We start from the raw sequence: 12,580 nt of genomic DNA, 5'->3' as shown, positions 1-12,580 counted from the left end.
CCAACCTTTCCAGCAGGTGCCCCGTATGCAAAGTTCTCCTCCTGACGGCTTGCCTGTCTATCGGATTCTGACCGGCAAGGACGATGCCTCCTTCTGTCACCGAGTCTCAGAAGCCCTCGCACTGGGCTACCAGCTTTATGGCTCGCCAGCGGCCACTTTCAACGGTGAGTATGTCGTGGTGGCGCAGGCTATCATTTGGAACCCGGCAATCAGCCCGGCTCAATAAGCGAAGCGCGCGGCTTCGGTTCTGCGTCAGGCCTGTGTTCGACAAACGTTGCCTTTACTCTCTTGGACACCAGAATGTAAGGCACCCATACGACAACGGAAATCAATCCCCGTACAAATTCCTTTGTAGTGCTGGGGTCGAATATTGGCTCGTCAGGGACGATAAGCGAGACAATCCACGAGTCCACAGGCACAAAAGCAAAAGAGACAATAAGTGTGGCTATATACACTTTCGGGAATAGATAGTGCCTGGAGAAAAACAGATAGATCAGGTAGACGAACGTCAGGATCAACAGGGAGTTGAAGAGCGCCTCAAACACCACCAGTGCGGCCCATGCCGGGTTATACAGCTCTGAACCCGGGGTTATGACATGCGTGAAGGTGCCGTCTGTGAAGATGCCGTAATACAAGGGCCCGAAGGCGAATGCCACGCGCAGGGGCGTAACAATCAACCCCAGCGCGATTAATATCAGCCAGCCACCCAGCCCCTTCAGATCTTTATTTGTTTGCATATTCATTCCGTGATTTCCCGGCATCCATAGGCCACAAACAGCGCACGACTTTTCGCGCGGGATTTGTGGGTAACGTCGGGTGTAATAGTACGCTCCTTCAATCGCCGCCGTCTTCGTGCAAGCGCCGCTGTTCCCCGATTGGCAACAGCGGCGGTCGACGCTACTTGTAATGCTGCTCAAACACGGCGACTTGCTCCGGTTTAATCAGCTGAAACGGAACCCACACATCCGTCTCGACCGGCTCGCCCTTGATCATTTTCAGGGCGGCCTGCAGGGCGGCAGTGGCCTGGGCCTTGGGGTCCTGGAAGACCGATGCCACCAGCATTCCGCGCTTGATCGCGGCCAGCCCGTCGGGCAGGCCGTCGATGCCGACGATTGCGATTTCGCCCTTGGCTTTGCCAGCTTGCTGCAACGCCATCGCGGCACCAATCGCCATTTCGTCGTTGTTGGCCACGATCGCATCGAAGTGGGTGCCCGCTAGCAGCCAGTTGCTGGTCAGGTCCATGCCTTTGCTGCGCTGCCATTCCGCCGATTGCTGTTCGACGATCTTGATCTCGGGAAAGTCCTTGAGTACTTGTTTGACGCCTTCGGTGCGGTCGTGCGTGGCGTTTTGCGCCAGGTCGCCCATGATGATCGCGACGCTACCTTTGCCGTGGAGCTTCTCGGCGAGGTAGCGCATCTGCAATTGCCCGGCCTCGATGTCGTTGGACGCCACAGTGACGACGCCCTTGGGCAGTACGCGCTCGTCGGGGTGGCGGTTGACGTAGACCAGCGGCGTCTTCGCCTCGACGGCGGCGCGGGTCATGTTGGCGGTGGCGGCGGTGTCCACCGGCAAGACAATCACGGCGTCGACCTTCTGATTGATAAACCCCTGGACCTGATTGAGCTGGCGCACCACGTCGCCCTGGGCGTCTTCGAACTGGATCTGGACGCCTGCCTGTTTGGCCGCGTCTTCCAGGCCGCTGCGCACGTAGGTCATGAAGTTGTCGTCAACCCTGGCAATGCTCACGCCGATGCGATAACTGGCGGTAGCCCACTGGCTGAAAACGAGTAACAACGTGGCAAAAAGTAATGTGCTGCGACGCATGATGGTTTTCCTTTTGTTGTTATGAGTTGAAATTCATCAAGACAGGGTGAAGGCTTGCCGAAAGCGCGCCAGCGCCAGTTCGCTGTCGCCGCTGGCCCAGCCTTCAAGGCCCACGACACCGGTGTAACCCATGTCGTAAAGGGCCCTGGCAATGGCGGGGTAGTGGATCTCGCCCGTGCCCGGTTCCTTGCGTCCCGGCACGTCGGCCACCTGGATTTCACCGATGGCGCTGCCGGCACGCTGGATCAGTTCGATCAGGTTTCCTTCGCCGATCTGCGCGTGGTAGAGGTCCAGGTTCATTTTCAAATGAGGGCTGCCCACCGCTTCGATCAGTGCCAGGGTGTCGTCGGCGCGGGCGAAGGGCGTGCCGGGGTGGTCCACCTCGGTATTGAGGTTTTCCAGCAGGAACACCCGGCCGGCGTCTTCGCCCAGGCGCGCGATTTTTTCCAGGGTCTTGCAGGCGCTCAGCCACATGCGTCCGCTGGTGTGGGCCACCGGTTTTACCGGCAACCCCCGGTCACCCAGGCCGGTGCCATGCAGGTTGAGATTGGGGCAATTGAGCTGGGCGGCGATGGCCAGGGATTCCCGCGCGCTGTCGAGCAACTGCGCAATCTCGTCGGGGTCGGTCAGGTTGCCCGAGATGTAGCCCGTCATCGAGGTGAAGTCTGCACCGGTGGCGGCCAGGGCCGGGATGTCTTTGGTGGTCCAGCCCCAGATTTCGGCGCTGAAGCCCAGGGCATGAATGCGTTTGACGCGTTCGGTGAAGGGCAGGTCGAGGAAGACCATTTCGGCGCTGACGGCCAGCTTGAAGGGCACGAAGCTCATGGGCGGCCACCTTGCACACGCACGACTTTGCCCTGCTGGAACGACTCGATGCAGGCGCGGGCAATGGCCAGTGCGGCGCGGGCATCTTCGCCGCTGGCGAGGGGTTTTTCGCCGCTGCGCAGGCACTCGACGAAGTGATTGAGTTCGGCCACGTAGGCGTCCCGCAGCAGATCGGTGTCCAGGCGCTGGGTATCGGCCTGGATGCCGCCGGCCACGTAGCGGACCAGGTCAGAGTCATGGACGCCGCCCATGGTCAACATGCCCGCGCTGCCGAACACTTCCCCGCGAACATCGTAGCCATACACTGCCTGGAAGTTCGCCTCGGCGGTGGCGATGGCGCCGTTGTCGAAGCGTATCGTGACCACGGCAGTGTCCAGGAAGCCTTTGCTTTTGTAGTCCGGTGCAATCAGCGCATCGGCCATGACAAACACGTCGACGGCTTCGGCGCCGGGGTTCAGGTAGCGCAGGGTGTCGAAGTCATGGATCAGGGTTTCGAGGAAGATCACCCATTGCGGTGAGGCGGCGGGATTGTTCAGCGCCGGGTCGCGGGTCAGCGAGCGCAGCAGCTGCGGCGTGCCGATACGGCCGGCCACCACGTCCAGGTGGGCGGTGCGAAAGCTTTTGGCGAAGCGGCGGTTGAAGCCCACTTGCAGCGTCACCCGCGCATCTGCAGCGGCGGCGATGGCACGGTCGGCTTCGTCGAGGGTGATGGCCATGGGTTTTTCGCAGAACACCCCTTTGCCGGCGCGGGCGGCGCTGATTACCAGTTCGGCGTGGCTGCGGGCCGGGGCGGCGATCAGCACGCCGTCGATGTCCGGGTCGTCGAGCAGTTGCTGGGGATCGGTGTAGACCCGTTGCACGCCCAGCTCTGCCGCCAGGCGAGCGGCCTGACCGGGTGTGGGGTCGGCAATCGCGGCCAGGCAGGCACCGGGAATATGCCGGGCGGCCGTCAGGCCGTGAAAGCTGCCCATGCGGCCGGCGCCGATGAGGCCGAGGCGAATAGTCTTGGATGTGTTCATGAGGTGACTCCCTTTTATTGTTGTTGCGCAGGGGTTTCCTGCGGGTGCAAGTCAGGGAGCAAAGGCTGTGCCAATATTTAAGCGTTTGATATATAACGATTTAATATGATTTGTTTAAAAATACTGTTCATATTTTAAACATGTCTATGCTTACATGTCTAAAACCTGAACACAGGAGCGGCGCGTGATCCCACAGCCAATGGCCTTCAGCGAACAAGACCTCGACTACATCACCGCGCTTGGCCCGGCGCAGTTGAGCGAGGGACCGATTGCGCAACTGGAGCAGGCCTGGCAAGCGTGCCTGAAGGGCGGTGTCGATCGGCCTGCCGGGGTCAGGCAGGTGATTTGGGATTCCTGGCGGCGCAGTGTCAGCGCCGGGATCGATCCCGCCGACGGTGACTACCGGTTCGTCGCCCCCGACGATCTGGCCGCGACGCTGGCGGCCAACCGGGTGTTGATTGCGGCGGCGGCGCAGGTCATGCGCGGATTGCTGGCCTACAACCCCCGGGGTCATATCAACCTCACCGACGCTCACGGCACCACCCTGTATTTTTGCGGCCTGGACCTCACGCCGGTGGGCAGCCGGTTGCTGGAATCGGTGCAGGGCACCAACTGCACCGGGCTGGCGTTGGCCGAAGACCGACTGGTGTACGTGCTGGCCGAAGAGAATTTCGCGCGCGGCTTGCGTCAACGGCGCATGCATTGCGCCGCCGCCCCGATCCGGGATGCCCAGGGCCGCACGCTGGCGATGCTGACGCTGACCGCAGAGCCGGGCTGGTTCCACTTTCATACACTGGGCACCGTGCAGGCAGCGGCGGAAGCGGTCTCGCGGCAGATGGCGCTGCAGGCCTTGCTGGAAGAACAGCAAACCGTGCTGGAAGTGCTCAACGAAGGCCTGGTAGTGCTGGATGAGCGCGGCTGCATCAAGGCGCTCAACCGCTATGCCCGGCAATTGTTTCGCGTGGGCCGCGACCTGCTGGGCAGCCCGTTCCAGCGCCTGGGCCAAAGCGAACTGACCGATGAGATTTTGCTGCGTGGTGGGGAAGGGCTGCGGGACCTGGACTGCACCTTTGAGCTGCATGATCGCAGCCACCTGGCCTGCCTGGTTTCCGTGTGCCCGCTGGAGCAGGGCGGGCGAGTGGTATCGTTGCGCGAGAACCGGCGCATCCGGGAAATTACCCGGCGCATCATCGGTACCCAGGCCAGCTACACCTTCGACACCATCCAGGGCAGTTCCCGGGCGATTCAGGACGCTTTGCACCTGGGGCGGATCGCCAGTCGCAGTGATTCGACGACCCTGGTCCTGGGGGAAAGCGGCACCGGCAAGGAGCTGTTTGCCCAGGCGATCCACAACGCCAGTGACCGCTGCAACGGGCCGTTTGTCGCGGTCAATTGCGGGGCCATTCCGCGGGACCTGGTGCAGAGTGAATTGTTCGGGCACGTTGAGGGGGCCTTCACCGGATCGGCCCGCGGCGGGTCGGCCGGCAAGTTCGAACTGGCCGATGGCGGCACGATCTTCCTCGATGAAATCGGTGACATGTCATTCGACGCCCAGGTCAGCCTGTTGCGGGTCTTGCAAGAGGGCGAGGTGACACGGGTCGGCGCCAAGCAGTCCCGGCAGGTGAACGTGCGCATCATTGCCGCGACCCACCGGAACCTGAGCCAGGCGGTGGCCGATGGCGCGTTCCGCGAGGACCTTTACTACCGGCTCAACGTATTGAACTTGACGGTGCCGCCGCTGCGGATGCGACGTGAAGATATACCGCTGCTGGCGCTTCACTTTCTCGGCCGTTGCGCGCGGTCGCTACGCAAGTCGGTGCAGGGCATCTCGCCTGATGCGCTGGATATTCTGTCGGCATACCACTGGCCCGGCAACGTTCGTGAACTGGAAAACGCCATTGAGCGAGCCACCAACCTGGCCGTGAGCGACCAGCTTTTACCGGGTGATCTGCCACTGGAAATCCAGCCGCGACAGCCGGCCGCCACCTCGGCAAATGCCACAGAGCCCCGAACGACCCTCGACCTCGGAGCCCATGAAATGAACGCGATCATTGCCGCCCTCAAAGCCACGCGCGGCAACATCCGGCTGGCCGCGCAACAGCTCAACGTTTCCCGTGGCGGGCTGTACAACAAGATGAACCGGTTCGGGCTGAGTGCCGATGCGTTTCGCTCAGGGCCGGGCGTTCTCTGAGGTCAGGATCTGCAAGGGAATGTAGTGGCGATGCCGGGCCGGATCGAAGTCTGGAGACGACTGCAATTCGATCAGCAAGTCGACGATGGCGGTGCCCAGCAGTCGTGGCTGGGAATCGATGACCAGGCTGACCAACCCTTCGGCCAGCGCCTTGCGCGACAGCTCGGTTGACTCCTGGAGGATGCAGCACAGTGACGGGCGTTTCGGCAGCTGTGACAGGGCGCTGATGACGCCGTCGCCGCCACCGCCGACCACGCACAAAGCGCGCAAGTCTTCATGGCGGGCCAACAGTTCCAGGGTCGCCTCTTCGGTGATGTCGCAATTGTCCAGGTTGATCACCGCTTCCAGCAATCGCAGCCCCGGGGCGTGCTCCTCCAGATAGCCGCGCAGCCCCTCGAGCCGCGCCTGATGCCCCAGAAAACGGTGCCCGCCCAGCAGCACGCCAATGCTGCCCTTGCGGGCGCTGGCCGTGTGCGCCACCAGCCAGCCCATGGTGCGGCCGACCTCATGGTTGTCCTGGCCCACGTAAGGTTCCTGCGCCGCCTCATCGATGTCCGACAGCAGGGCGATCACCGGCACACCGGCGTGCCTGATCTGGGCGATGGCGGCATTGATCAGCGGGTGGGCAAAGCTGACCACGGCGAGGCCGTCGCACTGCACGGCCAACTGTTCGATCTGGGCAATGATGGCGGTGGGGGAGCGGTCAAGCACGTAGTCGAATTGAACGCTCAGGTTGGCGCCCGACTCACGCTGCGCCGCCTCGGTGATGGCGGTGGCAACGTTGCCATAGAACGCCTGGGCGGTACCGAGCAGGAGGATGCCGAAGCGGTAGCTGGGGCGCCGCTCGCGGATCCGCTGGCCGATCAGCCGTGCGGCAAAATACCCGACGGCTTCGGCCGCCTGGAACACCTGCTCGGCGGTGTCCGGGTTGACCGGCGCCCGGGCGTTGAGCACCCGGTCTACGGTGGCGACACTCAAGCCGGCGTGCGCGGCAACGGTGGCAATGGTTGGGCGTTTATTGTTGTTCATGGCGAGCCCCTGCGAATGCCTTGATAGAAAACTATCAAGCTTCAATGGGGCTGGATGATAGCTTGATAGGGAATGTATTCAAGGGCTTGAGGGCAATCAGTGGGCTCTCTATCGTTTCTCTCAACGATGCGACCTCGCATCGAAGCAAGTGCCTGAAACCACCCAGCTTGCGGAGAACAATAAAATGCCTGAACAACACGCAGCCTATGAACATCCCGGTAGCCCCGCGCCTCGGGATTATCGGTTGACCGGCCCGGAAGCTGCCCGTGCGGTGCAAAAGGGGCTGGCCTCGGCCACCTGGTATCAATCTCCCATCCCGCGTAAACGCCTGAAAGAATTGATGCAGCGCCGTGATGGCCCAGCCTTGGTGGACACCGCCCTCTGGTTGCTGGCATTGGTCGTTACCGGGTTTGGTGGTTATTGGTTCTGGGGTTCCTGGGCCTGTGTGCCGTTCTTCTTTGTCTACGGCTTGCTGTATGGCACGGCCTCCAATGCCAGGTGGCACGAGACCGGCCATGGCACGGCGTTCAAAACCCGTTGGCTGAATGACGGGATCTACCAGCTGTCGAGCTTCATGTTCATGTTCGAGCCTCATGTGTGGCGCTGGAGCCACGCCCGGCACCACACCGACACCATCATCGTCGGGCGTGATCCGGAGATCGTCGAGCCGCGTCCACCGAGGCTGGTCAACATGGTGCTGAGCCTGTTCAGGATGCCCTATGTGTTCACCACGATGTGGTCGGTCTGCCGGCACGCCACTGGGCGGATGGCGGAAGAAGAGAGCACGTTTATCCCGGAGTCCGAGTGGCCGAAGATCTTCACGGCGGCGCGTATCTGGCTGTTGATCTACGGGCTGACGGTGGGCACCGCGCTGTACTTGCACAGCTGGTTGCCGCTGATGTTTATCGGCCTGCCGACGCTCTACGGCGGCTGGCTTTCGTACCTGTTCGGCCTGACGCAGCATGTGGGCCTGGCCGAGGATGTGCTCGACCACCGCAGTAACTGCCGCACTATCTACATGAGTCCGCTGCTGCGTTTTCTGTACCTCGACATGAACTATCACCTCGAACATCACATGTACCCGATGGTGCCGTTCCATGCCCTGGCGCAGCTGCATGAGGAGATTCGTGATGACTGCCCGCCGCCCTATAACGGCCTGTTCGAGGCCTTGAAGGAAATCTTTCCGGCGATCTGGAAGCAGCGTAAAGACCCGACGTACTTCATCCGTCGCCCTCTGCCCGAGCGCGCAGAAACTGCCGCTGCCACTCAGGCAGAACCCGCCTGACGGCTTTCGGTTTCAACCCCCCTACAAGAGAGAAAACTGCCATGACCGATCAATGGATCGATGTCTGTGCCGTGGGCGATATAGACGAAGAAGACGTCATTCGTTTTGACCATGGCCAGCAGACCTACGCTGTCTACCGCTCTGCCGAGGACCGGTTTTTTGCCACGGCGGGCCTGTGCACGCACGAGTCCATCCACCTCGCCGATGGCCTGGTGATGGACCATGTGATCGAGTGTCCCAAGCACAACGGGCGGTTCGATTTCCGCACCGGCAAAGCCCTGGGGGCGCCGGTGTGCGTCAACCTCAAGACCTATCCGGTCCGGGTCGAGACGGGGCGCGTCTTGCTCGCGATTGCGGTTTAACTGCCCGGAGGCTGTGCCATGAACCCTGCCAATGCTCCACTGGTTATTGTGGGCGCCGGACACGCCGGCGGCCGCGCGGCGTTGACCTTGCGTGCCGAAGGCTATTGCGGTCGCGTGATCCTGATCGGCGATGAGCCTCATCTGCCCTACGAGCGCCCGCCACTGTCCAAGGGGCTGTTGCAGGGCACGGTTGAACTGGCGAGTTGCAGTTTGTGCGACCCCGCCCGGCTCGCCGAACTGGAGGTCGAACACCTGGCGGGCAACCCGGTGACAGGCCTCGATCCGCAGCAGCATCGCCTGCGGTTCGCCGATGGCAGCGGGTTGCAGTACGCCCGCCTGTTGCTGGCGACCGGGGGCAGGGCGCGACGGTTGCCCGGTGTGCCGGTGCACCTGGCCAATGTGTTTTATTTGCGAACCCATGATGAGGCATTGGCACTGCGTGCGTCGTTGCAACCCGGCGCGCGGGTGGTGATCATCGGCGGTGGCTTCATCGGGCTTGAAGTCGCCGCCACCGCCAGTGCCCTGGGTTGCGTGGTGACGTTGCTGGAAGCCGGGCCACGGCTGGCCGGGCGAGTCCTGCCGGAACGGGTTTCCAGTGCGCTGCTGGAGCTGCATCGCAGGCAGGGCGTGGACGTACGTTTGAACGTGGGCATTGAGTCGGTGCAAGGCGAGTGGCAGGCGGAGTCGGTACAGCTGGTTGACGGTGAAGTGCTGCCTTGCGACCTGCTCGTCGTCGGCATCGGCATGCAACCCAATATCGAGTTGGCCGCGGCGGCCGGGTTGGAGGTGGGGCAGGGCATTCGTGTCGATGCGCAGTTGCGCACCAGCGCGCCGGACATCTTTGCTGCGGGCGATGTGTGCGAGTTTCGGCTGCACCCCGAGGGCGTGTTCCAGCGCCAGGAAACCTGGCGCAACGCAGAAACCCAAGGCCGTCACGCCGCCCTGAACATGCTGGGAGGTGAGTTGCCCTTCGAGGTGATTCCGGGGTTCTGGTCCGATCAGTACGACTGGGGACTGCAAACCGTGGGGGTGATCAACCCCGCAGAACCGTCGGCCAGTCGGGCAACGCCGGGAGGCGGTTTCCTGCTGTTCTACCTTGATGCCGATCAACGCCTGCAAGGTGCGTGCGGCTGGGGGCAGGGCAACAGCATTGCCAAGGACATCAAGCTGTGCGAACGGCTGATCGCCAATCAGAACCCGCTGCCGGTGCACGCCCTGGCAGATGCCGGTGTGCCGCTCAAACAGTTATTGAGGAACTGACATGCGCGATTTCCTGGTATTCCAGTCACTGTGGGCGATGCAAGATCACCGCGGCCAGTGCGATCTCACGATTGAAGCGCTGCTTGAGAAAATCGCCGCCGCAGGCTTCGACGGGGTCACCGACCATTTCTGGCTCGCACCCCAGGCCAAGCGGTTGCATGCCGCCGCCAACGCCCGGGGCCTGCATATCGAGGGGCAGGTGTTTCCGCAGACCGTGGACGATCTCGCGATGGCGCTCGACGCTGTCGCCCGCTATGGCTGTCATCACCTTACGCTTCAGGCAGACGTGCGGCCGCGGACGTTGTCCCAAGCGATGACACTGATCGAAGGTTGGCAGCGACTGGCCGAACAGGTGGACTTTCCCATCCTGCTGGAAACCCATCGTTATCGCCTCACCAGCGACCTGCCGTTCACCCTCGACCTGCTCGCAGAAATGCCGGACCTCAAACTCTTGGCCGACGTGTCTCACTATGTCGTTGGGCGCGAATTGCCCGGGTCAGCCGCCATGGAAGACGATGAGCAGATCCATACCGTCCTGCGCCACAGCTGGGGGTTTCATGGCCGGGTCAGCAACGGCGAACAGGTTCAGGTGCCCTTGAGCTTCGCCCAGCATCGCCCTTGGCTGGAGCGTTTCCTGGGCTGGTGGCGCTACGGGATCGAAGACTGGCTGGCCCGCCCCAACACGCCGGCAAGCCTGTCCTTTACCTGCGAACTCGGCCCTCCACCGTATGCCATCACCGGTGCCGACGGCCGCGATATCACTGATCGCTGGGCTGAAGCGTTGATGCTCAAGGCGCTGATGCGCGACATCTGGAAAGACTGTCTGGCAAAGTCATCGGGGCCTGTATGAGTCGTGCAGTGGCTCAAGCACGGGCATTTGCGTGGTTAACACGTTAAAGTAACCCGCTCATGCGCCGATGAATTAAGACCTCTACCGCAATTGGAGATTTAACATGATCACTAACGTCAGCAGTCTCGCTTCAGTACCCAGCACTCCAAGCCCCGCCAGCGTTAGCGATGACTCCAAGACGCAAACCTCCACGACCGTGAGCGCAAGCCCGGGCGCAGATGCCAAGAGCGCACCTGCTGCCGGTGGTGGCCAGGCGGCTTCTACCTCGCAGGAGTCCGACACGGTCAAGGAGTTGAAGAAGCAAATCGCAGAATTGCAAAAGCAACTTCAAGAGCAGCAGCAGAACATGCAGAAGGCTCAGGCCAGCAATCAAAACGCCGACGCCAAAGCGGCCGCCGTGGCCGCTGCCCAGACGCAGATTGTCGCAACGTCAGCGGCGCTGCAGACGGCGTCTGCCGCGTTGTTGCAAGCCGTCACTGCCGAAGGTGGAAGCAGTACCGGTTCAATCGTCAGCACCACCGCCTGAGACGCAGCATAGCGTCGGGTGATTAGCCTCACTCAGCAAACGAACGTCAACGGAACTGCGTTTATGAAATACAGCTGGATCGCACTTGTCTTGCTGCTTTGTGCCTGCACAAGCGGCCCCTCCCGGGAACAACTGGCCGAGCAACGCTTATGGGAATACCAGTTGCTCACTCACCTCAACCATTTCAAGTCCTACCCTGAAGAAGCCCGTCTGCAAGGGCTGGCCGGGATGGTCAGGGTTAAATTTGTCGTTGATGCCAAGGGCAACCTGATACGCCACGAAATCGTCAGTCACACAGGCTCGGATCTTTTCGTAGGGGCCGTGGAGAAATTTGTTCCGGCGGCATCGCCAGTGCCAGCGCCTCCACCCTCAATGCTGCTTAAAGGCGAAATTGAAGTGGTGGCGCCCTTTGTATTCTGCCTGGATCAGACATGCACCGGCATGGCGCCACGCAGCTCCAGCAACAACGTCATCGCGCGCTGAGGGCAAATCCCGGGCAAAGAAAAGCCCGCGATGGGGAGCGCGGGCTTAAAGGTTTTCACCAGGAGCTGAGATGACCATAGGCGCCCGACTGTGAAAGGGATGTGAAAGGGCGCCAGCGCTGCACTCAATTCAGTAAGCGCCCGCTGCCGCCTTTGCACCGCTGACGATGGCGATCCCGGAACTGCTGCCCAATCGTGTCGCTCCCGCCTCGATCATTGCCCGGGCTGTCTCCAGGTCGCGCACGCCGCCGGAAGCCTTCACCCCGATCTCGGCACCCACCACACCGCGCATCAGGCGCACATCCGCCAATGTCGCGCCGCCATGGCCAAAGCCGGTGGAGGTCTTGACGAACGCCACGTTCAGCTCGCGGCACAGGGTGCAGGCATCGGTTTTCTGCTGATCATCAAGCAGGCCGGTTTCGAGGATGACTTTCAGCGGCACCGCGCCGCAGGCCGCCAGCACCTGGGCGATGTCGTCACGTACCTGGTCCAGCAGGCCGTCCTTCAGCCAGCCGATGTTCAGCACCATGTCGATCTCGCCAGCGCCGGCCTCGATCGCAAGCTTTGCTTCATACGCCTTGGCCGCACTCAAGCCCGCACCCAGAGGGAAACCGACTACCGCGCAGACCAAAGGGGCGCCGCCGTGCACGCATTCGGCGGCCAGCGGTACATTGGCGCTGTTGACGCACACGGACTTGAAGCCATGCTCGCGAGCCTCGGCGCACAGTTGGCGAATGCTCGCCTGGGAAGCATCGGCGGCCAGCAGGGTGTGGTCGATATAGGCCGCGAGCGGCAACGGGTCAGTCGGCATGGCAAGTGTCCTGTAAGGATGAGGTGCTGGGAAAAGCCGGTTTGTGTTAAGTTGGATGCATTAAATGTGAAATAAATAACATTGTAAATGGAATTTGTGACTGCCCTGATCAAGGG

At 61.9% G+C, this 12,580-nt stretch carries 14 protein-coding genes; 8 read left to right on the top strand and 6 right to left on the bottom strand.

Annotation, left to right across the window (positions count from 1 at the left end; translation table 11 throughout):
- Positions 1 to 25 precede the first annotated feature (25 nt).
- On the top strand, positions 26 to 226 hold the full coding sequence (locus M2400_RS27085; RefSeq protein ID WP_177041894.1) for a DUF1737 domain-containing protein: 201 nt from the start codon (positions 26 to 28) through the stop codon (positions 224 to 226).
- Here the strand turns inward: M2400_RS27085 and M2400_RS27080 are convergent.
- From M2400_RS27080 to M2400_RS27065, 4 genes are all read right to left on the bottom strand, one after another.
- Complete coding sequence (locus M2400_RS27080; protein WP_310503569.1) at positions 210 to 743, bottom strand: DUF2569 domain-containing protein; 534 nt, start codon at positions 741 to 743, stop codon at positions 210 to 212. The two genes, M2400_RS27085 and M2400_RS27080, sit on opposite strands and share 17 nt — an antisense overlap.
- A 154-nt stretch (positions 744 to 897) precedes the next feature.
- Positions 898 to 1,824 (bottom strand): sugar ABC transporter substrate-binding protein, encoded by a 927-nt coding sequence (locus tag M2400_RS27075; protein WP_177041896.1) that lies wholly within the window; start codon positions 1,822 to 1,824, stop codon positions 898 to 900.
- Between the two features lie 36 nt (positions 1,825 to 1,860).
- Positions 1,861 to 2,649 (bottom strand): TIM barrel protein, encoded by a 789-nt coding sequence (locus tag M2400_RS27070; protein WP_259199024.1) that lies wholly within the window; start codon positions 2,647 to 2,649, stop codon positions 1,861 to 1,863.
- Entirely contained in the window at positions 2,646 to 3,668 is a 1,023-nt protein-coding gene (locus M2400_RS27065; protein WP_177114696.1) for a Gfo/Idh/MocA family oxidoreductase, read from the bottom strand. Before M2400_RS27065 ends, M2400_RS27070 begins: the two co-directional genes overlap by 4 nt.
- Before the next feature lie 199 nt (positions 3,669 to 3,867).
- Between M2400_RS27065 and M2400_RS27060 the strand changes: the two genes are divergently transcribed.
- On the top strand, positions 3,868 to 5,859 hold the full coding sequence (locus M2400_RS27060) for a sigma-54-dependent Fis family transcriptional regulator (RefSeq protein ID WP_259199038.1): 1,992 nt from the start codon (positions 3,868 to 3,870) through the stop codon (positions 5,857 to 5,859).
- On the opposite strand, the gene M2400_RS27055 is transcribed toward M2400_RS27060, so the two are convergent.
- Positions 5,839 to 6,888, bottom strand: coding sequence for a LacI family DNA-binding transcriptional regulator (locus M2400_RS27055; RefSeq protein WP_177041902.1), 1,050 nt, complete (start codon positions 6,886 to 6,888; stop codon positions 5,839 to 5,841). The genes M2400_RS27060 and M2400_RS27055 overlap by 21 nt on opposite strands.
- 184 nt (positions 6,889 to 7,072) lie before the next feature.
- Here M2400_RS27055 and M2400_RS27050 point away from each other — a divergent pair, with 184 nt between their 5' ends.
- From M2400_RS27050 to M2400_RS27025, 6 genes are all read left to right on the top strand, one after another.
- Positions 7,073 to 8,173 carry a fatty acid desaturase family protein gene (locus M2400_RS27050; RefSeq protein WP_259199025.1) on the top strand — a complete coding sequence of 367 codons (1,101 nt, stop codon included), beginning with the start codon at positions 7,073 to 7,075 and terminating at the stop codon, positions 8,171 to 8,173.
- A gap of 41 nt (positions 8,174 to 8,214) precedes the next feature.
- The gene (locus tag M2400_RS27045) at positions 8,215 to 8,535 is read left to right on the top strand and encodes a MocE family 2Fe-2S type ferredoxin (protein ID WP_259199026.1); all 321 of its coding nucleotides are present in this window, start codon (positions 8,215 to 8,217) and stop codon (positions 8,533 to 8,535) included.
- 18 nt (positions 8,536 to 8,553) lie between these two features.
- On the top strand, positions 8,554 to 9,795 hold the full coding sequence (locus M2400_RS27040; protein WP_259199027.1) for an NAD(P)/FAD-dependent oxidoreductase: 1,242 nt from the start codon (positions 8,554 to 8,556) through the stop codon (positions 9,793 to 9,795).
- Position 9,796: 1 nt separating this feature from the next.
- On the top strand, positions 9,797 to 10,645 hold the full coding sequence (locus M2400_RS27035; protein ID WP_259199028.1) for a sugar phosphate isomerase/epimerase: 849 nt from the start codon (positions 9,797 to 9,799) through the stop codon (positions 10,643 to 10,645).
- A 103-nt stretch (positions 10,646 to 10,748) separates the two neighbouring features.
- Positions 10,749 to 11,171 carry a hypothetical protein gene (locus M2400_RS27030; RefSeq protein WP_259199029.1) on the top strand — a complete coding sequence of 141 codons (423 nt, stop codon included), beginning with the start codon at positions 10,749 to 10,751 and terminating at the stop codon, positions 11,169 to 11,171.
- Positions 11,172 to 11,234: 63 nt separating this feature from the next.
- Positions 11,235 to 11,654: a TonB family protein gene (locus M2400_RS27025; RefSeq protein WP_177041916.1), complete on the top strand. Its 420-nt coding sequence runs from the start codon at positions 11,235 to 11,237 to the stop codon at positions 11,652 to 11,654.
- 129 nt (positions 11,655 to 11,783) lie between these two features.
- Here the strand turns inward: M2400_RS27025 and deoC are convergent, their stop codons facing one another.
- Positions 11,784 to 12,464, bottom strand: a complete 681-nt coding sequence (deoC, locus tag M2400_RS27020) for a deoxyribose-phosphate aldolase (protein WP_259199030.1) — start codon at positions 12,462 to 12,464, stop codon at positions 11,784 to 11,786.
- Between the last annotated feature and the right edge of the window lie 116 nt (positions 12,465 to 12,580).

Source organism: Pseudomonas sp. BIGb0558 (assembly GCF_024807515.1).
GTDB classification, from domain to species: Bacteria; Pseudomonadota; Gammaproteobacteria; order Pseudomonadales; family Pseudomonadaceae; genus Aquipseudomonas; species Aquipseudomonas yamanorum_A.
The sequence above is the reverse complement of the archived record's forward strand: the minus strand, read 5'-3'. Positions and strand labels throughout refer to the sequence as shown.